Source organism: Mycobacterium basiliense (assembly GCF_900292015.1).
GTDB classification, from domain to species: Bacteria; Actinomycetota; Actinomycetes; order Mycobacteriales; family Mycobacteriaceae; genus Mycobacterium; species Mycobacterium basiliense.
Genome location: NZ_LR130759.1, coordinates 4874408 through 4899605, shown reverse-complemented (window position 1 = coordinate 4899605; position 25198 = coordinate 4874408). Strand labels below are relative to the sequence as shown.

Here is a 25198-nt window from a genome sequence, read left to right as displayed (position 1 = left end):
TTTACCGCTGATGTGATCATCGTCGGCGCCGGGCTGGCCGGCCTGGTAGCGGCCGGAACAATGGGCACACGCCTACGTCGATTTTGCCGCGGGGGAAAAACGCAGCTGGCTACGGGAGCGTGGCCTGAAGATTTTCCCTCTGGTGGGCTGGGCAGAGCGAGGCGGTTACGACGCACAGGGACATGGCAATTCGGTGCCGAGATTTCACAGCACCTGGGGTACCGGGCCCGCGCTGGTGGAAGATCTTCGCGCGGGCTCTAGCACGGTGCCCCGGACCCCGGCTGGTATCGGGGGCAATCACGACTTGGTGCGCAAGAACTGGCCCAAGCGGATGGGACGCATCCCAAAACAGCTGCTCAGCGGGTGCCGGCGCACGTCGACGGCCGGATGATCGGTATCGCTCAAGAGGCGGGCGCACGAATCATCAACCCCGATCGGATGTGGCATTGCACCGAGGGCATCACCAACTACGATCCCATCTGGCCGCACCACGGCATCCGGATCATTCCCGGCCCGTCGGCGCTGTGGTTGGACGCGGCGGGTAATCGATTGCCGATTCCGCTCTATCCGGGCTTCGACACGTTGGGCACCCTGGAGTACATCGCGTCGTCCGGGTATGACTACACCTGGTTCATCCTGAACGCCAGGATCATTGAGAAGGAATTCGCGCTTTCCGGCCAGGAGCAAAACCCAGACCTAACCGCGCAGAGCATCCGTCAGTTGCTGCGTTCGAGGATCCGGTCCGGGCCGCCCGGACCGGTGCAGGCGTTCATCGACCGGCGCGTGGACTTTGTTAGCGCCGCCTCTTTGCGCGAGCTCGTTGATGCGATGAACGAGTTGTCCGATGTGGAGCCGCTCGACCACGAGACGGTGGCGGCCGCGGTCAGCTCGCGCGATCGTGAGGTGGTCAACAAGTTCACCAAGGACGGTCAGGTCACCGCTATTCGAGCCGCCCGTGGCTACCTCGGTGACCGGCTGGGCCGGGTGGTGGCGCCGCACCGGTTGACCGACCCCAAGGCGGGGCCGCTCATCGCGGTCAAGCTGCACATCGTGACCCGAAAGACGTTGGGGGGAATCGAGACTGATCTCAACGCCCGGGTCCTCAAGGCGGACGGCACTCCGGTCGCCGGGTTGCACGCCGCCGGCGAAGTGGCCGGGTTTGGCGGGGGTGGCGTGCACGGCTACCGCGCCTTGCAGGGAACGTTCCTGGGTGGCTGCATCTTCTCCGGCCGGGCGGCCGGCCGTGGGGCGGTCGAAGACATCACCTAGCCGGTGCTCGGCCTAGAAAGTCACCGCGATTTCCTCAGCCAACACCTGGAAGTCGGTACTGGTCATCTCGCTAAGTCGGCCGTAGTAGATGCCCCGCGCATCGGGAGCGATGATCCCCTGGTGGATGGGTACCGCGCGAGCGGGTGCTACCGCGCGCAGGTAGTCGACCGCCTCCGATATTTTCATCCACGGCGCGGCGGCCGGTGTGGCCAAGATGTCCACCGGTTCGTCCGGGACGAACAACGCGTCACCCGGATGCATCAGTCTGGCGCGGTGGTCACCGTCATCGATCAGATACGAAATATTCTCTATCACTGGGATTTCCGGATGGATTACGGCGTGTCGCCCGCCCACGGCGCGGATGGTTAGCTGACCGACGGACAGTTCGTCGCCCACGTGGACCTCCTGGCAGGGCGCGCCGAGCTGCGCGGTGGTCTGTGGGTCGGCGTACAGTACCGCGCCCGGGTTGGTGTCGAGCAGAGCGGGCAGCCGGGCGACGTCGACGTGATCGGGATGCTGGTGGGTGATCAGGATGGCGGCCAGGCCGGTGATCCCTTCGAAGCCGTGCGCAAAGCTGCCGGGATCAAAAAGCACGCTGGTTTGTCCGAACTCTGCCAGCAGGCAGGAATGACCGAAATGCGTCAGTTGCATGTCTACGATTGTGCCCTGATGGGGACCACGGCGGCGCGGATGCTCCTGACGGCGATGCTTGTCGCCGGCAGCCTGGTGATCGCGGTTGCCGCGATCCCGGCACGCGCGGAACCCGAAACCTGCCCGCCGGTGTGTGACAAGATTCCCGGCACCGCATGGATCGGGCGCCGGGCCGTGCCGCTGGATTTCGTGTATGGGTGGCCCAGGCTGGCCGACGCGGCAACCGCTGTCACCAGGACAACACCGCGGTTCCGGTTCGAGCAAGCATGTAACACGCCAGCTTTCCCGCAGGACAGCCGTGACTCGGCGGTCGCGGGCCGCGCGGCGGTGGCCCACCCGGACGGGCAGTGGCAGCTACACGCTCAGATCCTGCACTGGCGAGGTGACACCGCCCGCGGCGGTGCCATTGCGGCGTCGGTGTTCGGCACCGCGGTCGCCACGCTGCGCGCATGCCAGCTGGGGGCGCCTGGCCAGTCGCCGTCGATCACCGACCTCGAACCGACTCGAATGGCGGCGGTGATCAGCGGAGCGATCATCATGCATACCTATTTTGTCGCACATCTGGCGAGTAGCACGATCAGCGAGCTCACGCTGTGGACAGCGGGAGCACCGCAGGTGGAGTGGCCGGTGATCGCGGACGCCGCCGTTCTGGACGCCATGACCACGCCGCTGTGTGCGGCCTACATGGCCTCCTGCCCCTAAGCGTTGGTGGCGGCCACGGTCGCCGGTAGAGTTGGCGCCGAGCAATCGGATCTGAGGAGGAGCGCGGGTGGCCCGGGTAGTCGTGCACGTGATGCCCAAAGCAGAGATTCTCGATCCGCAGGGGCAGGCGATCGTCGGGGCACTGGGGAGGTTAGGGCATCCCGGCGTCTCGGATGTCCGTCAGGGCAAGAGGTTTGAGCTGGAGGTTGACGATACCGTCGACGATTCCACCCTCGCCGAGATCGCGGAATCGCTGCTGGCGAACACGGTAATCGAGGATTGGACGATAAGCCGGGATCAGCAGTGACGGTGAGGATCGGCGTCGTCACCTTCCCCGGCACGCTTGATGACGTGGACGCCGCGCGTGCGGTGCGGCAAGTCGGTGCCGATGCGGTCAGCCTGTGGCATGCCGATGCCGACCTCAAGCGGGTCGACGCGGTGGTGGTTCCGGGTGGTTTTTCCTACGGTGACTACCTCCGGGCTGGGGCGATCGCTAGATTCGCCCCGGTAATGGGGGAGGTGGTTGCCGCCGCCGGCCGCGGAATGCCGGTGCTGGGCATCTGCAACGGGTTTCAGGTGCTCTGCGAGGCCGGTCTACTACCCGGAGCCCTGACCCGCAATGTGGGGTTGCACTTCATCTGCCGTGACGTCTGGCTACGGGTCGGGTCGACGTTGACGGCCTGGACATCGCGGTTCGAGCCCGATGCGGACTTGCTGGTGCCGTTGAAGTCCGGCGAGGGACGCTACGTGGCGCCAGCGTCCGTGCTCGATCAGCTCGAAGGGGACGGGCGGGTGGTGTTCCGATACCACGAGAACGTCAACGGCTCGCTGCACGACATCGCTGGCGTCAGCTCGCCTAACGGTCGTGTGGTCGGGTTGATGCCCCACCCCGAACATGCGATCGGGGCGCTGACCGGCCCGTCCGATGATGGACTGGGGTTGTTCTATTCGGCGCTGGACGCTGTGCTCACGGCCTGAGGCCGAGCAGACGATCTACGGCCCCGCGGGGTTTCGTCGAATTTTGCGTCGAGTGAGGGGCAAGCCGGCCGCGCCCCTCAGCCGGCGTCGCGTAGCAGCGGTGTCGACGACAACTCGGCGATGGGGGTCAACCCATCGAAAAACTCGATCGCGGCCGCAATGGCATGGTCAACAAACATTGCGAAATCCTCGAACGCCACACCATTTTCCACCGGCTGGGAAACGATCGCGGCGACACCAATCCGGTGCGGATCAGACGAGCCGTGCAGGGTCGCGGTGACTTCGCGGCACTGGTCGTTCCAGGTGTCAACGACCTGCCTCAGCGTTGGCGCGTCGGCGGCGGGGAAGAAACAGGCGGGTGTGACCCGAATCGTGAAAATCTCGCGATCGGTGACCGGGATTTCAAGGTGCACGTGCAGTCGAACCACGTTCATGACGAAAAAAAATTCGCCATCGTGCTGGCCACGGAAGTACCGACGCCCGCGCGCACGCAGGTAGCGTTCGATCAGTTTGGTATCCAGCGACTCGGTCATGGAATCCATGGTGCTGCCGGCGCCTATAGGGATCCTTGGAACCAGGGAAAGCGATAGCGAAGAATCAGCTGAGAATCGCCTGAGGCAAACCACCGAACGCCGGGCTCGAACTGGGCTTTTGCAGCGCCGTTAGGCAGGGGCCGGGTCTGCACCGGGGCGCGTCGACGCTTCGAGCGGATACAGCTGCGGCAGGTTGACCACGATCGCCTCTTGGGTGCTGCGGGCTATGACGACCTCGGCGGGTGCGACGGGGTCGGGGTTTTCTTCGCGATGTGGCAGGTAGGGAGGTATGAAGATGTAGTCGCCGGGTTGAGTCGAGATCCGCACTTCTTGGACGCCGTCGTGAAACACGAACTCAGGCCGGCCGCTTCGTACATAGATCGCAGTCTCGGACTCGCCGTGATGGTGATTGGCCGAGGAGGTTTCGGGCGAAACATGGGTTTCGCCCATCCAGAGCTTCTCGGAGCCGACCGAGCGCCCGCTGAGGGCGGCGAATCGACGCAGTCCCTCCGATTGCGCTGTGTCGGAGCTGATTTCCGTCGCTTTGATGTGATGCACCCGCATCGGGCGAGCGCCTGGAGTCGAAGCGTCGGAAGAAAAATCAGGGTGAAAGTCATCCGAAAATGTCATCTGGGCTCCCATTGTTGGACGCTAGTGAAAAGCGTATCACGTTATGCTGCAAGCATTTTCAGTCGCAGTTCGGTGACAGTGGGAGATCGAGGTGCGCCCTGCCGGCGGCGATCATGGGCTCCTGACAGGTCACGGCGACGGTACCCGGACCGACCATACGACAGACGCGGCTTCGCGGCTCTGAGGCGACGCGGGATGGTGGTCGGCATGCTCGGCCTCCTTCCTCGGCTCTGGTGCGAGGCTACGCCTCCGAAGTGCAGCGAAGACGAATTACAGATTCGGTCACGAATTGACGCCGATGGGGCTAGGTTTTGCTGAAACCAGTGGCAAACATTGCGCTGTGGTGGTGGGTATGAGGAGTCACGATGCTGCCGAATTTCGCATTGCTGCCGCCGGAAACAAATTCCGCGTTGATGTTTGCCGGCTCAGGGTCGGCGCCCTGGTGGACGGCGGCGGGTGCGTGGGACGCGTTGGCCGAGGAGTTGCGCTCGGCGGCCGCCTCGTTCTCGTCGGTGACCGAGGGTTTGACCGCCGGGTTGTGGCAGGGTGCGGCATCCGCGGCGATGGCCGGCGCGGCCGCCCCATACGCGGCATGGCTGAACGCCTCGGCGGCGCGGGCTCAGGGGGCGGCGGGTCAGGCCCGAGCGGTCGCCGGGGTGTTCGAGGCCGCTCGCGCTGCGATCGTGAATCCCGCGGTAATCGCCGCCAACCGAACCCAGATCGTGTCCTTGGTGCTGTCGAACGTGTTCGGTCAAAACGCTCCGGCCATCGCGGCCGTCGAGGGCGCCTACGAAGAGATGTGGGCCCAGGACGTCAGCGTGATGGCCGGCTACCATGGCGGTGCCTCCGCGGCGGCCGCGGCGCTGAGGTCCTGGCAGCAATCACTGCGGGAAGCGCTCGGTTTCTCCCTGCCGCAAAACGCCGGTCTCGGCAACAACGGCACCGGCAACGTCGGTAACGGAAACCATGGCGACTCAAACCTGGGCAACGGGAACCTGGGAAGCGCCAATGTGGGCAGCGGAAATACCGGCAACTCCAACTTGGGGAGCGGAAACATCGGTAGTTCCAACCTGGGCGGCGGGAATCGCGGCGAATCGAATGTGGGCGGCGGTAACTCCGGTCACGGCAACCTCGGCGGCGGCAACAGCGGCAGCGGGAACGTGGGCTTCGGCAACAATGGCGATGGCAACGTCGGCGGTGGGAACAAGGGCCACGGAAACTTCGGATTCGGAAACGTCGGTCCCACCGAAACCGATGCCCTGTCCAACATCGGCAGCGGAAACACCGGAAGCTTCAACCGGGGTTCGGGGAATACCGGCGATTCCAACTGGGGCTTCGGCAACACCGGCGACGGCAATATCGGCGTCGGAAATAGCGGTAACGGGAACATCGGGTTCGGCCTCACGGGTAACAATCAGATGGGCATCGGCGCCTTGAACACCGGCAGCGGCAACATCGGGTTCGGCAATTCGGGCAACGGCAACATCGGATTCTTCAACTCCGGCACGAACAATGTCGGCGTCTTCAACTCGGGCTTTGCCAACACCGGGTTTGAGATTTCCGGGACGAACAACACCGGGTTTCAGACCACCGGCGGCACCAATACCGGCTTCTGGAACACCGGTCTGGAAGCCACCGGTTTCGGGAACACCTCCGGCGAAACGACAGGTGCGTTCAACTCGGGCCGCTATACCACCGGATTCTTCAACTCGGGCGACGCGAATAGCGGCTGGTTCAATTCGGGGAAGGGCAACACCGGATCCGCCAACTCCGGCGACGGGAACACCGGCTGGTTCAACGCCGGTGCGACCAACACCGGGTTCGGCAACTCGGGCAACATCAACACCGGCATCTTCAATTCGGGCAACCTGAACACCGGCATCGGAAGCGTCGGCAACGGGCCCGGCACCAGCTCGGGATTCGGGAACCTGGGTACCGGTGCCTCAGGCTTCTTCAACCAGGGCAACAATGCCTCCGGCTTCGTCAACTCCGGCGACGATACCTCGGGCGCGCGCAACTCCGGGCCCGATAGTTCGGGCTTCAACAACTCGGGATTTGGCGGCTCTGGCTTCCAGAACTCGAGTGATCGGGGTTCGGGCTTCTTCAACAGCGTCAACGATGGCGTGGGCTTCCAGAACTCAGGCTTTTTCAACACCGGCATTCGCAACTCGGGTTTTGGGAACGTGAGTGAATTCCCGGGAACCGACAGCGGGCACTCGGGCTTCTTTCACCGCTGATTTCGGCGCCAGCGCATTGGCTGGCGTGTGCCACCTGTGTGTTATGGGAAGAGTGGCCGGGAGGACCACCCCAGAAAGACGTACTCATCTGCTCGGCAGCTCCTCAAACCGATCTGGTTCTCGACCTTTAGCGTGCTACTGGCTTGGCGGGCTCAGCGCGACCGATGCCTCGGCTGTGTAGCACAGGAAGGTCAGCGTTTCCTGTAGGTAGAGCTGCACGGTGTCGGCGTCGTGGCTGGTGTACCCGATCGCGACGTCGGTGCCCAACTGTAGGTCAAAGTCGCCGCCGCGGGTGGTCAACACGAATGCGCCGTCGATCGCCGGCGCCCAGATGATGTCGCCGTCGACCAGGCGGTTCAGATGCTCGCGGATGGGATAGCCGTGTTCGGTGGTTTCGCTGACCTTGGTGTAAACGTCGGCCGCGAGCAGCACCGAGTACGGGCCATCGACACCGGCCAGGCGCAGCTCCGATAGCGCCTGGGTAATGACATCGGGAATTTCGCGCGGGTCTTCGGGCAACGTGAGCGGCGGGTTGGAGCTGGCGCTGCGGATGCCCTCGATCGACGCGGCGGCATAGCCCTCGAAGATGGTGCGGTCCTCGACGAACGCCAACTTCTTGGCGGCCACTTTGACCGGATCCCAGTCCGAGTCCTGCGAACCGCGTTCGACGTCGTCGATCTCGGCACGCGACAGGGTAAACGGAACGCGCAGCCGGACAAGGGGTTTGCTTGCGCGTAGGTGGGCGATGACGCCGTCGGTGGGGGCCTGGACGTCAATCAGCCGGCCCGTACTGACTGCTGCGGTGACCGGACCGCCGGGCCCGCCGACGTCAACCACCCGACGCCCGGCGATGTGCCGTTTGAACGTCCGCGTCGCCTCCAATTCGATTTCGGCCCAGGCAGCTTCGGTGACGGGTGCCAGTTCGCGGTAGAGGTTGTTCATTGAGAGGTTCCTTTCAGGCTGCCGATCGAGAGTGAACCGTCATTCGAGGCTGGGGTGACCGCCGGGGTGGGCGGTGCGACGGGCAGAGGCGGTGGATCGTCGAGGAAGGTGATGGTGGGGGAGAAGAACAATCCACCGGTTACTGCCGTCGAAAAGTCCAGCACGCGATCGGTGTTGCCGGGAGGATCACCGAGAAACATGTTGCGCAGCATCCGCTCGGTGACCTGGGGCGTGCGCGAATAGCCGATGAAGTAGGTGCCGTATTCGCCCTTTCCGACCTCGCCGAACGGCATATTGTGACGCACGATTTTTAGTTCGGCGCCGTCGTCGTCGGTGATGACATTCAGCGCGATATGCGAGTTGGCGGGTTTCGCTGCGTCGTCGAGTTCGATGTCTTCCAGCTTGGTCCGCCCGATCACCCGTTCCTGCTCGGTGACCGACAGCGCATCCCAGGACTGCATCTCGTGCAGATACTTCTGCACATGCACATAACAGGATCCGGAAAAGTCGGGGTCCTCGTCGCCGACGGTGGTGGCGCTGACAGCCACTGGGCCACCTGGATTTTCGGTGCCGTCCACAAAGCCCAACAGGTCGCGATTGTCGAAGAAGCGGAATCCGTGCACCTCGTCGACCACGGTGACGGCACCGGCCATGGCTTTGAGAATGCGGCCGGCTAGTTCGAAGCACACGTCCATGGTTTCGGCTCGGATATGGAACAACAGATCACCGGGTGTTGCCGGCGCCGTGTGCCGCGGTCCCTCCAAGGCGATGAACGGATGCAGTTCGGCCGGGCGCGGGCCGGAAAACAACCGGTCCCAGGCATCGGAACCGATCGAGGCGACGACCGACAGCCGTTTACTCGGATCGCGAAAGCCCACCGCACGCACCAAACCGGATATGTCGGCAAGCGCGTCGTGCACGGTCGCTTCGCCGCCGTCGTCGATGGTTGCGACGAGAAAGATTGCGGCGGGCGTCAGGGGTGCGAGGATGGGTTGTGGCTGAACCGAAGGCACCCTGCCGACCCTAGCGTGAACCACATAGTCCTCAACAGCCATGATGGTCACATGTCCGGCGGGCCTACCCTCTCAGCCAGCGCGCGTGGCCTCTGCGAGTTCATCGATGCCTCACCGTCGCCTTTTCACCTGTGCGCCACCGTCGCCCGACGGCTGCGTAACGCCGGGTACACCCAACTCAGCGAAACCGAGCGCTGGCCAGCGCAACCCGGGCGTTACTTCCTGGTGCGTGCCGGTTCGCTGGTCGCCTGGAACGGTGGTGGCGGCGGTGATACGGGTGGCCCGCCAGGCCCATTCCGGATTGTCGGCGCACATAGCGACAGCCCGAACCTACGGGTCAAACAGCACCCCGACCGGCTGGTCGCCGGTTGGCAGGTGGTCGCGCTACAGCCATACGGGGGCGCGTGGCTCAATTCCTGGTTGGACCGTGATCTGGGTGTCAGCGGGCGGCTTTCGGTGCGAGACGGCGGCCAAATCGATCACCGGCTGGTCCGCATCGATGAGCCGGTCCTGCGGGTGCCGCAGCTGGCCATCCACCTGGCCGAGGACCGCAAGTCGGTGACGCTGGATCCACAGCGGCACGTCAACGCGGTGTCGGGCGTGGGCGATCGCGTCGGCTCGTTCCTCGGCTACGTTGCGCGGCATGCCGGGGTGATCGAGGCCGACGTGCTGGCCGCCGACCTGATGACCCACGACCTGACGCCGTCGGCGGTGATCGGCGCCAACGCCGACCTGGTAAGCGCGCCGCGGCTCGACAACCAGGCCAGTTGCTATGCCGGACTGGAGGCGCTGCTGGGCGCCACCCCGGGTGAGGTGTTGCCCATCCTGGTGATCTTCGACCACGAGGAGGTCGGTTCGGCCTCCGATCGCGGCGCCCAGTCCAACCTGCTGAGCACCGTCCTGGAACGGATCGTGCTGGCCGCCGGCGGTGGCCGCGAAGACCTGCTAAGGTTGCTGCCCGCCTCGTTGTTGGCGTCGGCGGACATGGCGCACGCCACACACCCCAACTACCCCGATCGTCATGAGCCGGGCCACCTGATCGAGGTGAACAAGGGGCCGGTGCTCAAGGTGCACCCGAACCTGCGGTACGCCACTGACGGGCCCACCGCCGCGGCGTTCGCAGTGGCCTGCCAGCAGGCCGGGGTTACGCTGCAGCGCTACGAGCATCGAGCCGACCTGCCGTGTGGGTCGACGATCGGCCCGCTGGCTTCGGCCCGCACCGGCATCCCCACCGTCGACGTGGGCGCCCCCCAGCTTGCGATGCATTCGGCGCGGGAGCTGATGGGTGCTCATGATGTGGTCGCCTACGCGGCGGCGCTGCACGCGTTCTTTTCCCCCACTGCGTAGGGTCTACAGGCTATGACGCTCACCGTGGAGATGATCACATTCGATTGCCACGACCCCGCGACGTTGGCCAGCTGGTGGGCCGACCAGTTCGGCGGTACTACGCGCGAATTGTTGCCCGGTGAATTCATTACGGTGGCCCGAGCCGCGGGCCCGCGGCTCGGATTTCAGAAGGTTCCTGATCCCACGCCGGGGAAAAACCGCGTCCACCTCGATTTCGTTGCTCCAGATGTGGATGCCGAAGTATCCCGGTTGACGGCCGCGGGCGCCACCGAACTTGAACAGCACCGGTTCGGGGAGAACTTTCGCTGGGTGGTGCTGGCCGACCCCGAGGGCAACGTGTTCTGCGTGACGGGGCAGTAGCTAGCCCCTCGTCACGCTCGGCGCGAAAGTCCGAACAGCCCGCGGCATTGGTCGAACCCATCCACTTGCACCTCAACCGTGCGATGGCGCTGCCAATCGTCCCGGGTCAACCGGAAACGCAGTAGCTCAACCATGAGGCCGTCACGCGCCACGCGGTCCACGCCGTTGATTTGGTAACCGGCGCGGCGCGATACGGCGATGGAGGTCGGGTTGTCGGTCATCGATTCCGAAGTCGCGATTTCGGCGCCGAGCTCAGTGAACACGAAATGTAGTGCCGCGGCTCGCATCTCGGTGCCGTAGCCGCGGCCTTGGTAGCTTCGTCCGAGCCACGATCCGGATGCAACCGCGCGGGTGATGGGGAAATCCTTGGCGATCAGGGCCTGTACGCCGACCGCCGCGCCGTCGATCACGACGGCCAGCGGCAATTCCCAGTCCAGCGTTTTGAAGCGGGCGAGCTGTTGCCATACGTGCGACAGCGTGTTGAACGGCAGCTCTTCGCGAGGAGCTCTGGTCCAAGGGACCGAGAAAGGCATCCGCTCGGGTTCGTGCACCCCGTCGAGAATGGTGTCGATCAGCTGGTCACACAGCTCCTCGGTGGGCAGCCGCAGCTGTAAGCGCGGCGTGCTGATCCGCAGGTCGAACAGGGGCCAATGACGAGACATCCGATCATTATCTGGATCGTCCCAAGCGCTGTCAGCTGGATTTCCCCGGGGAACCTAGACTGTCCCCGTGACGACCGCGCGCACCCAGGTGATTGACACCGTCGAACATGCCGCCACCACCCCCGACCACCCGCAACCATTCCATGAGCTGGGCCTCAAAGACGACGAGTACCAGCGGATTCGTGACATCCTGGGGCGCCGCCCCACCGATACCGAGCTGGCCATGTACTCGGTGATGTGGAGTGAGCACTGCTCCTACAAGTCATCCAAGGTTCACCTGCGCTATTTCGGTGAGACCACCAGCGAGCAGATGCGCGCGGGCATGCTGGCCGGAATCGGCGAGAACGCAGGCGTGGTCGACATCGGCGACGGCTGGGCCGTCACGTTCAAGGTGGAATCGCACAACCACCCGTCCTATGTAGAGCCTTACCAGGGTGCTGCCACCGGTGTCGGTGGCATCGTGCGCGACATCATGGCCATGGGAGCGCGCCCGGTCGCGGTGATGGACCAGCTGCGATTCGGCCCTGCCGAGGCGCCAGATACCCGCCGGGTGCTCGACGGCGTGGTTCGCGGTGTGGGTGGCTACGGCAATTCGTTGGGTTTGCCCAATATCGGTGGCGAGACCGTCTTCGATGCGTGTTATGCCGGAAACCCGTTGGTCAACGCGTTGTGTGTCGGCGTATTGCGGCAGGAGGATCTGCATCTGGCGTTCGCTTCGGGTGCCGGGAACAAGATCATTCTGTTCGGCGCGCGAACGGGACTCGATGGTATCGGCGGGGTGTCGGTCCTGGCATCGGACACCTTCGACAGTGCAGGCTCACGCAAGAAATTGCCCTCGGTGCAGGTGGGCGACCCGTTCATGGAGAAAGTGCTGATCGAGTGTTGCCTCGAGCTCTACGCGAGCGGACTGGTGATCGGCATTCAGGATCTGGGTGGGGCCGGATTATCCTGTGCCACATCGGAGTTAGCCTCTGCCGGGGACGGCGGAATGGCGATCCAACTCGATACCGTCCCGCTGCGGGCCAAGGATATGACGCCAGCCGAAGTGCTCTGCAGCGAGTCGCAGGAGCGGATGTGTGCGGTGGTCGCCCCGGAGAATGTGAATGCCTTCATGGCGGTGTGTCGCAAGTGGGATGTGCTGGCCACGGTGATCGGTGAAGTCACCGACGGCGACCGGCTGCAGATCAGCTGGCAGGGTCAGACGGTCGTCGATGTGCCGCCGCGCACAGTGGCCCACGAGGGGCCGGTGTACCAGCGCCCGGTTGCCCGCCCCGACGCACAAGATGCACTCAACGCCGACACCTCGACCGGATTGCCTCGGCCCTCTTCCGGGGACGAGCTGCGCGCGACTTTGCTTGCGTTACTCAGTAGTCCGCACCTGTGCAGTCGCGCATTCATCACCGAGCAGTACGACCGCTATGTGCGCGGCAACACCGTGCTGGCCGAGCACGCCGACGGCGGCGTCCTGCGCATCGACGAGTCGACCGGACGGGGCATCGCGTTGTCCACCGACGCGTCCGGGCGCTACACGTTGCTGGACCCCTACGCGGGAGCCCAGCTGGCATTGGCCGAGGCGTATCGCAATGTTGCCGTCACCGGCGCCACGCCGGTCGCGGTGACCAACTGCCTGAACTTCGGTTCGCCCGAAGACCCCGGCGTGATGTGGCAATTCGCCCAAGCGGTGCGGGGGCTTGCGGATGGCTGTGTGGCTCTTGGAATTCCGGTAACCGGAGGCAACGTCAGCTTCTACAACCAAACCGGATCGACGGCGATCATGCCGACCCCGGTGGTCGGGGTGCTCGGCGTCCTGGACGACGTCGCCCGCCGCATTCCCACCGCCATGGGTACGGAGCCAGGTGAAACCCTGATGCTGCTCGGTGACACCCGCGACGAGTTCGACGGTTCCATTTGGGCGCAGGTGACCGCCGATCATCTGGGTGGGTTACCCCCGGCGGTCGATCTGGAGCGGGAGAAGCTGCTGGCCGAGGTGCTCAAAGCGGCATCGCGCGACGGGCTGGTGTCCGCGGCGCATGACCTGTCCGAGGGCGGACTGGCTCAAGCCATCGTCGAATCTGCGGTGGCGGGTGAGACGGGTTGCCGCATAGTGCTTCCCGAAGGTGCCGACCCCTTTGTGACGCTCTTTTCCGAGTCGGCGGGACGGGTGCTGGTGGCGGTGCCGCGGACCGAGGAGAGCCGATTCCGAGCGATGTGTGAGGCGCGTGGATTGCCGGCCGTTCGCATCGGAGTCGTCGATCAAGCCTCGGACGCCATCGAGCTTCAAGGCCTGTTCACGGTGTCGCTGGCGGAATTGCGCGAGACATCTGAGGCGGTGCTGCCGCGATTCTTCAGTTGAGTCGCCTGCGCGCGCTGTCTTTGGCTGCCGGCCTGGTTGGCTGGAGCTTCGTCGGGCCGCGTTTGCCGGCGCGCTGGCGGGTGCCGTTGCAGGCCGGTCTCGGGTCCCTGCTGGCGGCATTCGCCGGGACGCCGTTGGGTTTTCGTCCGCCGCGGCTGTGGGCGGGATTGCGCTTGGGCTCGACGGCAGCGGCGGCCGCGACGACGGCGATCGCCGTGACGACACCGCTGCCCGCTGTGCGACTGTCGATGTCGGCTCGCGAGCTACCGGCATCGGCGGCCGGCTGGCTTGGACTACAAATACCCCTCGGCACCGTGTGGGCCGAAGAGGCCGCGTTTCGCGCGGCGCTGGGAACCCTGGGCGCCAGAGGTTTTGGTCACGCCGGTGGACGGCTGCTGCAGGCCGGCGCCTTCGGGCTGTCGCACATCGCCGACGCCCGCGCGACGGGCGCGCCACCGGCGCCAACGGTGCTGGTCACCGGCCTGGCGGGCTGGCTCTTTGGCTGGCTGGCCGATCGCAGCGGCAGCCTGGCGGCGCCGATCCTGGTCCATCTGGCGATCAATGAAACCGGCGCGGCCGCGGCGCTGGCCGTCCAGCGGCGCGACAACAACACCGCGGGAACCACTCTGTAGCGCGGCTATACTGGACTGGCTGCGCTTTTACAGCGATCAAATCGACCGAGAGGCTTGGCACCGCAGGTGCACAGACTTAGGGCCGCGGAGCATCCGCGGCCGGATTACGTTCTTCTGCATATCAGCGATACCCATCTTGTCGGAGGGGACCGCCCTCTCTACGGCGACGTTGACGCCGACAGCACGTTGGGAGAGCTACTCGAACAGCTGAAACACTCAGGCGTGCGCCCCGATGCCATCGTGTTCACCGGCGACTTGGCCGATACCGGCGAGGCGGACGCGTATCGCAAGCTGCGCGGCGTGGTTGAACCGTTCGCCGTCGAGCTGGGCGCTGAGCTCATCTGGGTGATGGGCAATCACGATGACCGGGCCACGCTGCGCAGGTTTCTACTCGACGAGGCACCGTCGATGGCGCCGCTGGACCGGGTGCGCATGATCGACGGGCTGCGGCTCATCACGTTGGACACCTCGGTGCCGGGACACCACTACGGCGAAATCCGGAATTCCCAGCTGGGTTGGCTGGCCGAAGAATTGGCGACGCCGGCCCCGCACGGCACCATCCTGGCGTTACACCACCCGCCCATCCCCAGCGTCCTGGATTTGGCCGTCACCGTGGAGCTGCGCGACCAGCCCGCCCTGGGACGGGTGCTCAAAGGGAGCGACGTGCGGGCCATTCTGGCGGGGCACCTGCACTACTCCACGAACGCCACCTTCGTCGGAATTCCGGTGTCGGTGGCATCCGCAACCTGCTATACCCAGGACCTCACCGTCGCCGCGGGCGGAACCCGGGGCAGAGACGGTGCGCAAGGCTGCAACCTCGTGCACGTCTACCCCGATACCGTCGTGCATTCGGTGATTCCGTTGGGCACCGGCAAGACCGTCGGCACCTTCGTCTCGCCGGCAGAGGCGAAACGTCAGATCACCGAAAGCGGAATGTTCATCGAACCGTCGCGGCGGGACTCGCTGTTCAGCCACCCTCCGATGGTGCTAACGCCATCGGGGTGGCAGAGTCCTGCGGATTGATATCCGCGGCGACCTTTTCCCACGGGGCGGGTATCGGGAAGTACCGCTCCAGAAAACCGACCACGCGGTCCGCGCGCTCGGCCGCGCTGACTTCGGGAAAACTGCCGTCATTGAGGCAAAAGAAGTCGTACTTGCGCTGCTTGCGCAATTCGGGCAGCAAGGCCAGGCCGGCGTGACTGGTGGTGTCGACGTAGAGAACTTTGGCTTTTTCCTGTTCGACGGCACGGCCGGTCATCAGCGCATAGTAGTGGTACAGCGAGTTGGTCACGGAGATGTCGGTGCCGGAGCGGAACGCACTGGCCCGGGTGCGGGCGAACTCCTCGGGAAATTCGCGTTCCATCTCCACCAGCACGCTTTTTCGTAGAGGGACCGCGGTGTGCTCGAGGTGCCGAGTGATCAGATATCCGAATCGCTCGAACAGCAACTGCCGATTCACCCGGGCGGCGTTCTCGAAGCCGCTGCGGGTGGGATCGTTGGTGCCGAGCCCGATCCGGGTCTGCGCCTCGATAAACCTGGTGACACCGCCGGGTGAGAAGAACATGCTGGCCGGCACCGGACGGCCCAGAAACATGTCGTCGTTGGAGTACAGGAAATGCTCGCTCAGCCCGGGGATGTGGTGCAGTTGGCTCTCCACCGCGTGCGAGTTGTAGGTCGGCAACGCGGAACGGTCCGAAAAGTGGTCCTCGGCACGAACGATGGTGATTTTGGGATGCTCGGCCAACCATGGTGGCGGGGTCGAGTCCGTCGCGATGAAGATGCGACGGACCCACGGAGCAAACATGTTTACCGAGCGCAGCGCGTATTTCAGTTCGTCGATCTGACGGATCCGCGCGTCGGCGTCATCGCCTTCGCCGACCACGTGCTCAGACATTTGCACCGCCCGGCGCGCACGGAACTCGGGGTCATTGCCGTCGACCCAGGAAAACACCAGATCAATGTCAAAAGTCACGTCGCTGGCGTGTGGTGTGAACATTGCCTCTAGCGTCGGCCATTTGTACCCGTACAACTTGACGGTGGCGGGGGTTAGTTCGTTCCGCGGCAGCACTTTGCGAGTAAGGGAGTTTTCTATCGGACACCGGACCACGGTTTCTTCGAACGCCCAGAATTGGACCTCGACGCCGAACATCGGTCCGTACCGAAATCCGCCCGGGGCAATCCGACGCCGATAAAGCCGTAGGATTCGTGGGTCACGCAGCCTGGAAAGCTGACCATTGGCGACCAAAACGGGAGAAAGGCCTTTCTCGTCAATGGTTTTGGCATACATCGGTTCGGCAACACACGCCGCGGCAAGCGAGCGCTCGACTGCGCTACGCAATTGAATATCGATAGCGAGAACTGGACGGCCTTTGTGATTGCGAATCAGCAGAAAGGGAATATCGGCCCGGTTCAACGTCTTTCGCAGGAAGACCAAATCCTCAATCTGAGCCTCCTGCGGAGTCAGGCTCGATTCCAGGCGCGCGATTTTGCCTCGCCGGGTAACGATGATGGGGTCTAGGTTGCGCTGGGCGGGCCGATCGCCGGGCAGTGAAGAGGTAACGGGCATCGGAACACCGCCTTAGGTAGAAGTGATTTCGGCACGCAGAGGATCTCATACTTTGGGCGATCCCGCAGGGCGAGGGCACGCGACGGCGTCAATACCGCCGGACAAGTCGTCGGTAGGGCGATAGGTATTGTGCGACAGTCGATTTAGCGGCGCTTGGACACCTGATGGATACCTGTTTGTTGCGGGTATGTCATGTCGTGTTCGTGCGGTGGTTGCTTGCCTTAGTGCACCCGGTCTTGCTGGTCGGGAACCACGCTACCGTCCGGCCGGCGTAGCGGCACCTGACCGCCGGCGGGATCGTCGAAACCCTGAGTGGCGCACGGATACGGCGGACTGACCGGCAGCGGGTTGATAAACATCGGGTTGACCAGCCAGCGGCCGTCGGTGTTGGCATATGCGCGACACATCAGTTCAATCTGGTTGCGATTGATGATGAGACGCAGGGCGGTGGCGTCCGTGGTGAACGTCGCATCCCCATCGGAGTCGCCGGCGGCGAAGACCTGGCGTCGCTGCTCAGGCAACTGCTGGAACGCCGCCGGACCCTCGACGCCGAGCACCTGCTCGTGGACCCGACACCTCTTGCCTTCGTTGAAGGGGATCGACGGTTCGCCGCCGCATTCGGCCAGCCGCGCCGTGAGTACCTCACCGTCATGCTCGGTTCGGATGCCCATGATCCGGTCTGGGGGAATGCCTACCTCCGCCGCCCAGACCCGGACCAGAGGTTCGGCCGAGGCGGAGATGATCCGCACATCGAATCCGTTGGCCTGCAGCGTACCGACCAGGTCACGCATCTGCGGGTAGTAGCGCACCCAACCGGTCTGGCGGGTGGTGCCCACGGTCTGCTCGGCATTCTCGGCGGCATCAAGATTTTGCTGTCGGGCCGCCGTGGCAAACTCCGTGATCTCAGCGTCGGTCCATCCGGCCAGCAGTTGGGCCGCCCAGGCATCCGCGGGTTCGATGCGGCGCCTGTTGAAGCCGGCAAACGCGATTTCGCCCGACCGGGTTTCCCGGTTGGTGTACACCGAGACCAGCTCGTCGGCACATCCGGTGTTGGCGCCGGTGGGCAGCGGCTGTCCGGGTGCCGCGAGATCGCCGCAGGCGGCGGCCAGCGCCGCTGCCGCCGGCGGGGTGAGGTATTGGCTGGTGTTGCTCCAGTTCCCCGCGGCGGGTTGGCGCACCTTGGAATTGCGGATCATCCAGAAGAACGTCGCATTGCCGATGTCGTTTCGCACCATGGTGTTGTCCCAGTCGAACAACGCCAGGTGAGCGCCGTCGGCCACTGATCCGGAGCTCCCGCAGGTGCCCAGCCGGCCGATCATCTCGTCGATTCGCTCCCGATTGTCCCCATACCATCCCGGGTCGGCGGCAAGGGTTCGGCAGGTCGCGCCCTGGGCGCCGGCGTCTGGATGGTGGCCAGCGCTACAGCCCGCAAGCACCAGCATTGCCGCGGCAGCAAGCGCACGCAAAGCCAACGGTGTCATTGTTCGTCTCTCGTGTCATGTGGTGTTGGGGCTTAGAAAACGTTAGGGGTTAATGCTGTACTCGCCGAATTGACGACCCCAGACATATTCGGTTAACAATGGTTGGCCGAGTTCGAAATGGTTATATGGCGCTATGCTCGCACCGGCATCCATCACCAGATAGGGAGCCGGCCACAAGTTGCGAGTAATGGTCCGCCAGCATCCGGGTTTGCCGCCGGGGCCTCCCCTTGCGTTTACCCGCGGCAGATTCTCCGGGTAGAGATACGGATTCGGTGCACCCGAGATGGCGCCCGAGGAGGCCGCGCCCAGCGAGTAGCCGTTGTAGCCGAGTGCATTGCGGATCCTGGGCGCGACGTGATCGTAGTTACGGATCGTGCAGAAGATTTCGGGACTATATTCGTCGAGTAGCTGGGCAGACGGAAGCAGGTCGACGGCCCCGCGCGACAGGTACGGCCCGCCTCGGCCGAACACCTCGTTGCCGTTGTTGCCCAGCCCCACGGCCGCCAGCAACGCCGCATCCAGGTCGCTTTGTTGCTGGTTGAGGGTGTGCGCGGTGGTCACCGTCTGCTCGATCGCGGCCCACAAGTCCGGCGAGGCGTCGGCGTAGATGTCGCCCAGCGTTGCCAACTTCCGAAGGTCGTCGCGGACCTGCGGCATCGTCGGGTTTACCTCGTCGAGGATGGCGTTGCCGTTGATCAGGGCGGTGCCCAACTTGTCGCCCAAGCCACTTAGTGCCTGTGCGGCCGCGCTCAGCGTCAGGTTGAGTTTGACCGGATCAACCGTCTCGGTGATCGCGGTCACGTGTTCGAACAGCGTGTTGAATTCTGTGGTCACCGCCGTTGCATAGATCGGCACGGACGGTGTGATGTGTTGTCCCGCGGGTTTTTTGGGTGAGGTCAGCGACACGTATTTGTTCCCGAAGACGGTGGTCGCCTGGATGGCCGCGGCCACGTTGGCCGGAATCGACTCGACGTACCTTGGTTTGACGTCTAACACCAGCTTGGCCGCCGGCGCGCCGTCGTGGATGACCGCCGAAATGCTGGATACCCGGCCGATTTGCACGCCGTTGTAGGTGACCTTGGCTCCCGGATCGGTCACCAATCCGGCCCGCGGTGCAATCATCGTCAACTTCGTCTTGGGGCTGAAGTTGCCGCGAAACTGCCAGTACAGCATGGTACCGACGAGCGCCAAGGCCATCAGGCTCGCCAGACCAATGAGCTTGTACGGTGCCCGCGTTCGCGGATCCATGATTCTGAGACCCTAAGGTATGGTCGCCCGCGATAGAGCCGATCCGGCAAAGACTCGCCAGATTGTCATGGCGATTGCGGACTGGCTGCATGACGAATCCCGTCCGGCCCCGACCCGGGAGGTGTTGGCGACGGCGGTTCGGCTCACCGCGCGTACCCTTGCCGCGGCGGCGCCCGGCGCCAGCGTCGAGGTCCGGATCCCGCCGTTCGTCGCGGTGCAGTGCATCTCCGGGCCTAAGCACACCCGCGGCACGCCACCCAACGTCGTGCAGACCGACCCGAGGACCTGGCTGTTGGTCGCCACCGGGTTGCTGGAGCTGTCGAGGGCCGCCGAGACGGGGGCATTGACCCTTTCGGGTTCCAGAGCCGGCGAACTGCAGCATTGGTTGCCGGTGCTGGACCTCAACCAAATTTAGCGTTCTGAACTGCAGTTTTGCCGCGACACGATGGTTTGACCGGGAGCAACACGCTGGTTTGATTCGTCGGCGGGGCCGTTGTGGCCGTACACTCCCTATACGTCACCAACCGCGCCCCAGGGAGCCGCCAGACCGTGACCGTCCAGCAGCCCGAGCAGGACCTGAACTCGCCCCGTGAAGAGTGTGGTGTATTCGGGGTCTGGGCCCCAGGTGAAGATGTCGCCAAACTCACCTATTACGGCCTTTACGCACTGCAGCACCGTGGTCAGGAGGCCGCGGGGATCGCGGTCGCCGACGGCTCACAGGTGCTGGTCTTCAAGGACCTCGGCCTGGTTAGCCAGGTGTTCGACGAGCAGACGTTGGCGGCCATGCAGGGCCACGTCGCCATCGGGCACTGCCGCTACTCCACCACGGGCGATACCACGTGGGAGAATGCCCAGCCGGTGTTCCGCAACACCGCGGCCGGCACCGGAGTTGCGTTGGGTCACAACGGGAATCTTGTCAACACGGCGGCCCTTGCTGCGCGCGCCCGGGATGCGGGATTGATCGGTAACCGATCCCCGGCCCCGGCGACGACGGACTCCGACATTCTGGGCGCGCTGCTAGCCCACGGAGCCGCCGATTCCTCGCTGGAACAGGCGGCGCTGGAACTGTTGCCGACCGTGCGCGGGGCGTTCTGTCTGACCTTCATGGACGAAAACACGCTGTACGCGTGCCGCGACCCCTACGGGGTACGACCGCTGTCGCTCGGGCGGCTGGACCGCGGCTGGGTGGTCGCCTCCGAAACCGCCGCGCTCGACATCGTCGGTGCCTCATTCGTCCGTGACATCGAGCCGGGCGAGTTGCTGGCGATCGACGCCGACGGCGTGCGGTCCACCCGCTTCGCCAACCCCACGCCCAAGGGCTGCATCTTCGAATACGTCTACCTGGCACGCCCGGACAGCACGCTGGCCGGCCGGTCGGTGCATGCCAGCCGGGTGGAGATCGGTCGTCGGCTGGCGCGGGAGCGCGCGGTGGATGCCGACCTGGTGATCGGGGTGCCGGAATCAGGCACACCCGCCGCAGTTGGCTATGCGCAGGAGTCCGGTATCCCGTACGGGCAGGGTCTGATGAAGAACGCCTACGTCGGGCGCACCTTCATCCAGCCATCCCAGACCATCCGCCAGCTCGGTATCCGGCTGAAGCTCAACCCCCTCAAAGAGGTAATCCGCGGTAAGCGGCTCATCGTCGTCGACGACTCGATCGTGCGTGGCAACACTCAGCGTGCCCTGGTGCGCATGCTTCGCGAGGCCGGCGCGGTGGAGGTGCATGTGCGGATCGCGTCGCCGCCGGTGAAGTGGCCGTGCTTCTACGGCATCGACTTTCCGTCGCCGGCCGAGCTGATCGCCAACGCCGTCGAGGACGAGGGCGAAATGCTCGAAGCCGTGCGGCATGCGATCAACGCCGACTCGCTGGGCTACATTTCGTTGCGGGGCTTGGTTGCCGCCACCGAACAGCCCACCACCAGGCTCTGCACCGCCTGCTTCGACGGCAGATACCCGATCGAGCTGCCCAGCGAGACTGCGCTGGGCAAGAACGTCATCGAGCACATGCTCGCCAATGCCGCGCGTGGAGCCACGCTGAGCGATCTGGCCGCCGATGAAGTGCCACTGGGGCGCTGACTGAGTACGCGCCGGGGCCGGGTGCGGACGTGCGGTAGCCACCAGAGCCGGTTGCCGATACCGGTGTCGCCCGCGGCCCGGTAGCCTTTATCGCGATGACGGATCTCCCGAAAAGTCTAGAAAGCTCCGGAAGCAGCCTGGGCGGCCAGGGCATCACCTACGCATCGGCGGGGGTGGACATTGAGGCCGGTGACCGCGCCGTCGAGTTGTTCAAGCCGTTGGCTACCAAGGCCACTAGACCCGAGGTGCGTGGCGGGCTCGGCGGGTTTGCCGGATTGTTCGCTCTCCGCGGCGACTACCGCGAACCGGTGCTCGCCGCCTCAACCGACGGTGTCGGCACCAAGCTGGCGGTCGCTCAGGCAATGGACAAACACGACACGGTGGGCCTCGACCTGGTCGCGATGGTGGTCGATGACCTCGTGGTTTGTGGTGCCGAGCCGCTGTTCCTGCAGGACTACATCGCGGTCGGGCGCACGGTGCCAGAACGGGTGAGTGCCATCGTGAGCGGCATCGCCGAGGGTTGCGTGCGTGCCGGTTGCGCGCTGCTGGGCGGCGAGACCGCCGAACATCCCGGCCTGATGGAGCCGGATCACTACGACATCTCGGCCACCGGTGTCGGGGTGGTCGAGGCCGACGATGTGCTTGGCCCAGAACGCGTGAAGCCTGGCGACGTCATCATCGCTATGGGGTCGTCCGGCCTGCATTCCAATGGATACTCGCTGGCCCGCAGCGTGCTCCTGGAGATCGACCGGATGAATCTGGCTGGTTATGTCGAGGAGTTCGGTCGCACTCTGGGCGAAGAACTGTTGGAGCCGACGCGCATCTACGCAAAGGACTGCCTAGCGTTGGCCGCCGAGACACACGTCCGCACGTTCTGCCATGTCACCGGCGGTGGCCTGGCCGGCAATCTGGAGAGGGTTATCCCACACGGCCTAGTGGCCGAGGTAGACCGGGGCACGTGGACCCCGGCGCCGGTGTTCGCCATGATCGCTCAGCGTGGCCGGGTGATACGTGAAGAGATGGAAAAGACGTTCAATATGGGTGTCGGCATGGTCGCCGTGGTTGCGCCCGAGGACACCGACCGCGCCTTGGCCATCTTGACCGCGCGGCACTTGGACTGCTGGGTGCTAGGGACGGTTTGCAAGGGCGGGAAAGAAGGTCCCCGCGCCACACTGGTGGGTCAGCACCCCAGGTTCTAGAACCCGCACTCCCTTTGGTGGGCGAAACCCGGCGCAATCGGCGCTAGCGCCCTTGGGTGTCATTGGCGGGCGGCAATTTGTTCAATGTCACAATGTGCGCCGCGAGCACAAAGGCCACAACGGCACGATGACGGCCTGGAGAGTGTGAGTGGGGTTGTTGGCCCCTAGCGACGCCAGCCGTCCTCGTCGCTCCACGAGTCATCGGACTCGTCGTCTGCGTGGTCGGATGCGTCGGCACTTGTCCCCGACAGCTCACGTTGAAGCCGCTGGAAGTCTGTCTGCGGGGAGCTGTATTTCAGTTCTCGAGCAACCTTGGTCTGCTTTGCCTTAGCACGGCCGCGGCCCATGGGGGAACCCCCTCGCGAAATAACGGAGCGGCCTACGAGTAGGCGGCTCCGATCTCTTAGTGTCGTTATTGTCCTGCCGACAGCTTACCGTGCCGCACGGGCGGACGTGGGTGCGCCCTGCCTGCCCGCCCGGACCCGATGGCTGGTTTCATCGGGATCATCGGCCGTGACCTCGCAATCGCTCGACGGCCAGCCGTCCGGCACCCACTTCGTCGGTGGGCGGCAGGGAATCGACGTCGATCACGGCGGCGACATCGCCTTCGGGGCCGGTCAGCAGGGCGGTGTTGGCTGGCAGGCCGCGCTTGAGCAAGGCCAAGGAGATTGGCCCCAGGTCGACATGCTCGACCACGGTTCCTAGCCGTCCGACGCTGCGCCCCCCGGCCACCACCGCATCGCCGGTGGACGGTCGATCCGCGGAGCCGTCCAGATGCAACAAGACCAGCATCCGCGGCGGCTTGCCCAGGTTGTGCACCCGTGCCACGGTTTCTTGACCGCGGTAGCAACCCTTGTCCAGGTGCACGGCGCCGGCGCCCGGGCCGCCGATCCAGCCCACCTCATGGGGAATCGTGCGTTCATCGGTGTCGACACCCAGCCGCGGCCGGCCGGCCGCCACCCGAAGGGCTTCGTAGGCCCACACTCCGGCCGGTCGTACGCCCGCCTGCGTCAAGCCTCGCTGCCAGTCAGCGGATTCCTCCCGCGGTACCACCACATCCAGCTCGATTTGGCCGGACGGCGCCGGCATTCGCCGGACAAATCCGCCGCCGGGGAGCGGCGCCGCGGTGAGCTCGTCGGGCAACGCCTTCAGGCACAACACATCCACTACCGCCTGGTCGGACAGCCGCGGACCCAACAAAGACAGCACAACCAGGTCTGCGCTGTCGGCGCTGACCTCCGACCAGAACACCATCTTGCGCAGATAGGTCAACAGCGGCTCGCCGCGCCATGGCTCCGTGTCGAGGTAGGTGGTAGCGCCCAATTCGGTCTGGATCCAGTGGTCTTCTACCCGACCCTGTCCGTCCAGACTGAGGTTTTGCGTACTGGCGCCGTCCGGAAGTTCGCTGACGTGCTGGGTGGAAATGCTGTGCAGCCAGGTTTGCCGGTCCTTGCCGGTCAGTGCGAGCACGGCGCGATGCGAGCGGTCCACCACCACCGCGTCGGTTTCGGCGGCGCGCTGTTCGCCCAGCGGATCGCCGTAATGCCAGACGGCTCCGGCGTCGGGTCCGGACTCGGGTGCAGGAATTGCGGTCACACAACAACTTTACGGAAACTCCACGAAGCGGCCCGTTCTCGACGGCGGCGTGCGTGGCGCGGGCTAGATGGCGAAGAGCGCGGCGGAAAACAATATCGTCATCCCGGCGGCCATGGCCGCCTGGCCCAAGTTGGCGAGCAAGTCGCACCGCTGTTCTTTTCTTCGATGCGCGATGTAGGGCCGGCATGTCCAGAATGCGGCCGCGACCGCGAAACATACGGCGCCAAGCCAATTGGCGGCACTGAACCAAATCGGCGCCCCGGCGGTAGCGGGCATGTCCATTGCCGCCATGTTGGTGCCCGGCATCAAGGCTCCCGTCTGGGGATGCCGGGTCAGGACCAACACACCGTCCATCGCGATGTACATCCAGGCGGTCGCCAGCATCATCAGGCTGTAGTAGCCGCACCGGAGTCGCGCGGTCCTGGTTTCGACTGCGCGGACGGCCGCTGTCGCGAACCACACTGCAGCCAGCAGAAAAAACACGGCGAGTTCGCTGGTCGGTGACTGTGCGCCCCAGGGCCAGGCCATCGCGGCCATCGCAACCGCCATCAGGAAATGCAAGCCATGACTGACGACCAACGTCCACGGTCCGCGCTTGGTGACGATCGGTACACCACATTCGGCGGCCGACAGTGCGAACAATCCGGTGACCAGCCAACGAAGCGTCAGGTCATGAATCATGGGAGAGCCGCGGTCCCAGATGGCGTGCGATCGAAGGCATCC

Annotated in this window: 24 protein-coding genes and 1 pseudogene; 13 read left to right on the top strand and 12 right to left on the bottom strand. The window is 64.8% G+C overall.

Going from position 1 to position 25198, the window contains the following annotated elements; translation table 11 throughout:
• Positions 1-52: 52 nt before the first annotated feature.
• A pseudogene (locus tag MB901379_RS20785) lies at positions 53-1269 on the top strand (FAD-binding dehydrogenase); the annotation flags it as partial.
• 12 nt (positions 1270-1281) lie between these two features.
• Here MB901379_RS20785 and MB901379_RS20780 read toward each other — a convergent pair.
• On the bottom strand, positions 1282-1920 hold the full coding sequence (locus MB901379_RS20780) for an MBL fold metallo-hydrolase (protein WP_158018325.1): 639 nt from the start codon (positions 1918-1920) through the stop codon (positions 1282-1284).
• Between MB901379_RS20780 and MB901379_RS20775 the strand changes: the two genes are divergently transcribed.
• From MB901379_RS20775 to purQ, 3 genes are all read left to right on the top strand, one after another.
• The gene (locus MB901379_RS20775; protein WP_174237052.1) at positions 1897-2622 is read left to right on the top strand and encodes an ATPase; all 726 of its coding nucleotides are present in this window, start codon (positions 1897-1899) and stop codon (positions 2620-2622) included. The genes MB901379_RS20780 and MB901379_RS20775 overlap by 24 nt on opposite strands.
• Positions 2623-2689: 67 nt before the next feature.
• Entirely contained in the window at positions 2690-2929 is a 240-nt protein-coding gene (gene purS, locus MB901379_RS20770) for a phosphoribosylformylglycinamidine synthase subunit PurS (RefSeq protein ID WP_158018324.1), read from the top strand.
• The gene (purQ, locus tag MB901379_RS20765; RefSeq protein WP_158018323.1) at positions 2926-3600 is read left to right on the top strand and encodes a phosphoribosylformylglycinamidine synthase subunit PurQ; all 675 of its coding nucleotides are present in this window, start codon (positions 2926-2928) and stop codon (positions 3598-3600) included. Before purS ends, purQ begins: the two co-directional genes overlap by 4 nt.
• A gap of 77 nt (positions 3601-3677) precedes the next feature.
• On the opposite strand, the gene MB901379_RS20760 is transcribed toward purQ, so the two are convergent.
• Entirely contained in the window at positions 3678-4133 is a 456-nt protein-coding gene (locus tag MB901379_RS20760) for a YbjN domain-containing protein (RefSeq protein WP_158018322.1), read from the bottom strand.
• A gap of 129 nt (positions 4134-4262) precedes the next feature.
• On the bottom strand, positions 4263-4763 hold the full coding sequence (locus MB901379_RS20755) for a cupin domain-containing protein (RefSeq protein WP_158018321.1): 501 nt from the start codon (positions 4761-4763) through the stop codon (positions 4263-4265).
• 365 nt (positions 4764-5128) lie between these two features.
• Here MB901379_RS20755 and MB901379_RS20750 point away from each other — a divergent pair, with 365 nt between their 5' ends.
• The gene (locus MB901379_RS20750) at positions 5129-7000 is read left to right on the top strand and encodes a PPE family protein (RefSeq protein WP_158018320.1); all 1872 of its coding nucleotides are present in this window, start codon (positions 5129-5131) and stop codon (positions 6998-7000) included.
• A 135-nt stretch (positions 7001-7135) separates the two neighbouring features.
• Here the strand turns inward: MB901379_RS20750 and MB901379_RS20745 are convergent, their stop codons facing one another.
• Both MB901379_RS20745 and MB901379_RS20740 read right to left on the bottom strand, forming a co-directional pair.
• Positions 7136-7942: a family 1 encapsulin nanocompartment shell protein gene (locus MB901379_RS20745; protein ID WP_158018319.1), complete on the bottom strand. Its 807-nt coding sequence runs from the start codon at positions 7940-7942 to the stop codon at positions 7136-7138.
• Positions 7939-8997, bottom strand: coding sequence for a Dyp-type peroxidase (locus MB901379_RS20740; RefSeq protein WP_162334422.1), 1059 nt, complete (start codon positions 8995-8997; stop codon positions 7939-7941). The genes MB901379_RS20745 and MB901379_RS20740 overlap by 4 nt, the downstream gene beginning before the upstream one ends.
• A gap of 9 nt (positions 8998-9006) precedes the next feature.
• Here MB901379_RS20740 and MB901379_RS20735 point away from each other — a divergent pair, with 9 nt between their 5' ends.
• Together MB901379_RS20735 and MB901379_RS20730 are read left to right on the top strand one after the other, a co-directional pair.
• A complete protein-coding gene (locus MB901379_RS20735) occupies positions 9007-10302 on the top strand; it encodes a M18 family aminopeptidase (RefSeq protein WP_158018317.1) in 1296 nt (431 codons plus the stop codon).
• A gap of 12 nt (positions 10303-10314) precedes the next feature.
• Complete coding sequence (locus MB901379_RS20730; protein WP_158018316.1) at positions 10315-10662, top strand: VOC family protein; 348 nt, start codon at positions 10315-10317, stop codon at positions 10660-10662.
• 11 nt (positions 10663-10673) lie between these two features.
• Here the strand turns inward: MB901379_RS20730 and MB901379_RS20725 are convergent, their stop codons facing one another.
• A complete protein-coding gene (locus MB901379_RS20725; RefSeq protein WP_158018315.1) occupies positions 10674-11324 on the bottom strand; it encodes an acetyl-/succinyl-CoA transferase in 651 nt (216 codons plus the stop codon).
• Between the two features lie 88 nt (positions 11325-11412).
• On the opposite strand from MB901379_RS20725, the gene purL reads away from it, so the two are divergent.
• The 3 genes from purL (at position 11413) to MB901379_RS20710 (ending at position 15332) form a co-directional block, all read left to right on the top strand.
• On the top strand, positions 11413-13677 hold the full coding sequence (gene purL, locus MB901379_RS20720) for a phosphoribosylformylglycinamidine synthase subunit PurL (protein ID WP_158019351.1): 2265 nt from the start codon (positions 11413-11415) through the stop codon (positions 13675-13677).
• The gene (locus MB901379_RS20715; protein ID WP_158018314.1) at positions 13674-14309 is read left to right on the top strand and encodes an Rv0804 family intramembrane glutamic endopeptidase; all 636 of its coding nucleotides are present in this window, start codon (positions 13674-13676) and stop codon (positions 14307-14309) included. Before purL ends, MB901379_RS20715 begins: the two co-directional genes overlap by 4 nt.
• Before the next feature lie 66 nt (positions 14310-14375).
• Positions 14376-15332: a phosphodiesterase gene (locus MB901379_RS20710; RefSeq protein ID WP_158018313.1), complete on the top strand. Its 957-nt coding sequence runs from the start codon at positions 14376-14378 to the stop codon at positions 15330-15332.
• Here MB901379_RS20710 and MB901379_RS20705 read toward each other — a convergent pair.
• The 3 genes from MB901379_RS20705 to MB901379_RS20695 all read right to left on the bottom strand — a co-directional run bounded on the left by MB901379_RS20705 (position 15277) and on the right by MB901379_RS20695 (position 19604).
• Positions 15277-16875, bottom strand: a complete 1599-nt coding sequence (locus tag MB901379_RS20705) for a stealth family protein (RefSeq protein ID WP_158018312.1) — start codon at positions 16873-16875, stop codon at positions 15277-15279. The genes MB901379_RS20710 and MB901379_RS20705 overlap by 56 nt on opposite strands.
• A 221-nt stretch (positions 16876-17096) precedes the next feature.
• On the bottom strand, positions 17097-18356 hold the full coding sequence (locus MB901379_RS20700; protein WP_232021921.1) for an HAD family hydrolase: 1260 nt from the start codon (positions 18354-18356) through the stop codon (positions 17097-17099).
• A gap of 42 nt (positions 18357-18398) precedes the next feature.
• Positions 18399-19604: an MCE family protein gene (locus tag MB901379_RS20695; protein WP_158018311.1), complete on the bottom strand. Its 1206-nt coding sequence runs from the start codon at positions 19602-19604 to the stop codon at positions 18399-18401.
• A 19-nt stretch (positions 19605-19623) separates the two neighbouring features.
• Here MB901379_RS20695 and MB901379_RS20690 point away from each other — a divergent pair, with 19 nt between their 5' ends.
• From MB901379_RS20690 to purM, 3 genes are all read left to right on the top strand, one after another.
• Complete coding sequence (locus MB901379_RS20690) at positions 19624-20019, top strand: sterol carrier family protein (protein ID WP_158018310.1); 396 nt, start codon at positions 19624-19626, stop codon at positions 20017-20019.
• 134 nt (positions 20020-20153) lie between these two features.
• Positions 20154-21680 carry an amidophosphoribosyltransferase gene (gene purF / locus MB901379_RS20685; protein WP_197717836.1) on the top strand — a complete coding sequence of 509 codons (1527 nt, stop codon included), beginning with the start codon at positions 20154-20156 and terminating at the stop codon, positions 21678-21680.
• Positions 21681-21775: 95 nt separating this feature from the next.
• Positions 21776-22879: a phosphoribosylformylglycinamidine cyclo-ligase gene (purM, locus tag MB901379_RS20680; RefSeq protein ID WP_158018308.1), complete on the top strand. Its 1104-nt coding sequence runs from the start codon at positions 21776-21778 to the stop codon at positions 22877-22879.
• A gap of 164 nt (positions 22880-23043) precedes the next feature.
• Here the strand turns inward: purM and MB901379_RS20675 are convergent, their stop codons facing one another.
• From MB901379_RS20675 to MB901379_RS20665, 3 genes are all read right to left on the bottom strand, one after another.
• Positions 23044-23226, bottom strand: coding sequence for a DUF3073 domain-containing protein (locus MB901379_RS20675; protein WP_158018307.1), 183 nt, complete (start codon positions 23224-23226; stop codon positions 23044-23046).
• 157 nt (positions 23227-23383) lie between these two features.
• Complete coding sequence (ygfZ, locus tag MB901379_RS20670) at positions 23384-24475, bottom strand: CAF17-like 4Fe-4S cluster assembly/insertion protein YgfZ (protein WP_158018306.1); 1092 nt, start codon at positions 24473-24475, stop codon at positions 23384-23386.
• 63 nt (positions 24476-24538) lie between these two features.
• Entirely contained in the window at positions 24539-25156 is a 618-nt protein-coding gene (locus MB901379_RS20665) for a DUF5134 domain-containing protein (RefSeq protein ID WP_158018305.1), read from the bottom strand.
• Between the last annotated feature and the right edge of the window lie 42 nt (positions 25157-25198).

Bases quoted from the DNA above. Each gene is read 5' to 3' on its own strand.
- MB901379_RS20775 (WP_174237052.1), top strand. From the start codon at position 1,897: ATGACCGAAATGCGTCAGTTGCATGTCTACGATTGTGCCCTGATGGGG.
- MB901379_RS20780 (WP_158018325.1), bottom strand. From the start codon at position 1,920: ATGCAACTGACGCATTTCGGTCATTCCTGCCTGCTGGCAGAGTTCGGA.
- MB901379_RS20760 (WP_158018322.1), bottom strand. From the start codon at position 4,133: ATGACCGAGTCGCTGGATACCAAACTGATCGAACGCTACCTGCGTGCG.
- MB901379_RS20755 (WP_158018321.1), bottom strand. From the start codon at position 4,763: ATGACATTTTCGGATGACTTTCACCCTGATTTTTCTTCCGACGCTTCG.
- MB901379_RS20750 (WP_158018320.1), top strand. From the start codon at position 5,129: ATGCTGCCGAATTTCGCATTGCTGCCGCCGGAAACAAATTCCGCGTTG.
- MB901379_RS20745 (WP_158018319.1), bottom strand. From the start codon at position 7,942: ATGAACAACCTCTACCGCGAACTGGCACCCGTCACCGAAGCTGCCTGG.
- MB901379_RS20740 (WP_162334422.1), bottom strand. From the start codon at position 8,997: ATGGCTGTTGAGGACTATGTGGTTCACGCTAGGGTCGGCAGGGTGCCT.
- MB901379_RS20735 (WP_158018317.1), top strand. From the start codon at position 9,007: ATGTCCGGCGGGCCTACCCTCTCAGCCAGCGCGCGTGGCCTCTGCGAG.
- MB901379_RS20730 (WP_158018316.1), top strand. From the start codon at position 10,315: ATGACGCTCACCGTGGAGATGATCACATTCGATTGCCACGACCCCGCG.
- MB901379_RS20725 (WP_158018315.1), bottom strand. From the start codon at position 11,324: ATGTCTCGTCATTGGCCCCTGTTCGACCTGCGGATCAGCACGCCGCGC.
- MB901379_RS20705 (WP_158018312.1), bottom strand. From the start codon at position 16,875: ATGCCCGTTACCTCTTCACTGCCCGGCGATCGGCCCGCCCAGCGCAAC.
- MB901379_RS20700 (WP_232021921.1), bottom strand. From the start codon at position 18,356: ATGACACCGTTGGCTTTGCGTGCGCTTGCTGCCGCGGCAATGCTGGTG.
- MB901379_RS20695 (WP_158018311.1), bottom strand. From the start codon at position 19,604: ATGGATCCGCGAACGCGGGCACCGTACAAGCTCATTGGTCTGGCGAGC.
- MB901379_RS20690 (WP_158018310.1), top strand. From the start codon at position 19,624: ATGGTCGCCCGCGATAGAGCCGATCCGGCAAAGACTCGCCAGATTGTC.
- purM (WP_158018308.1), top strand. From the start codon at position 21,776: ATGACGGATCTCCCGAAAAGTCTAGAAAGCTCCGGAAGCAGCCTGGGC.
- MB901379_RS20675 (WP_158018307.1), bottom strand. From the start codon at position 23,226: ATGGGCCGCGGCCGTGCTAAGGCAAAGCAGACCAAGGTTGCTCGAGAA.
- MB901379_RS20665 (WP_158018305.1), bottom strand. From the start codon at position 25,156: ATGATTCATGACCTGACGCTTCGTTGGCTGGTCACCGGATTGTTCGCA.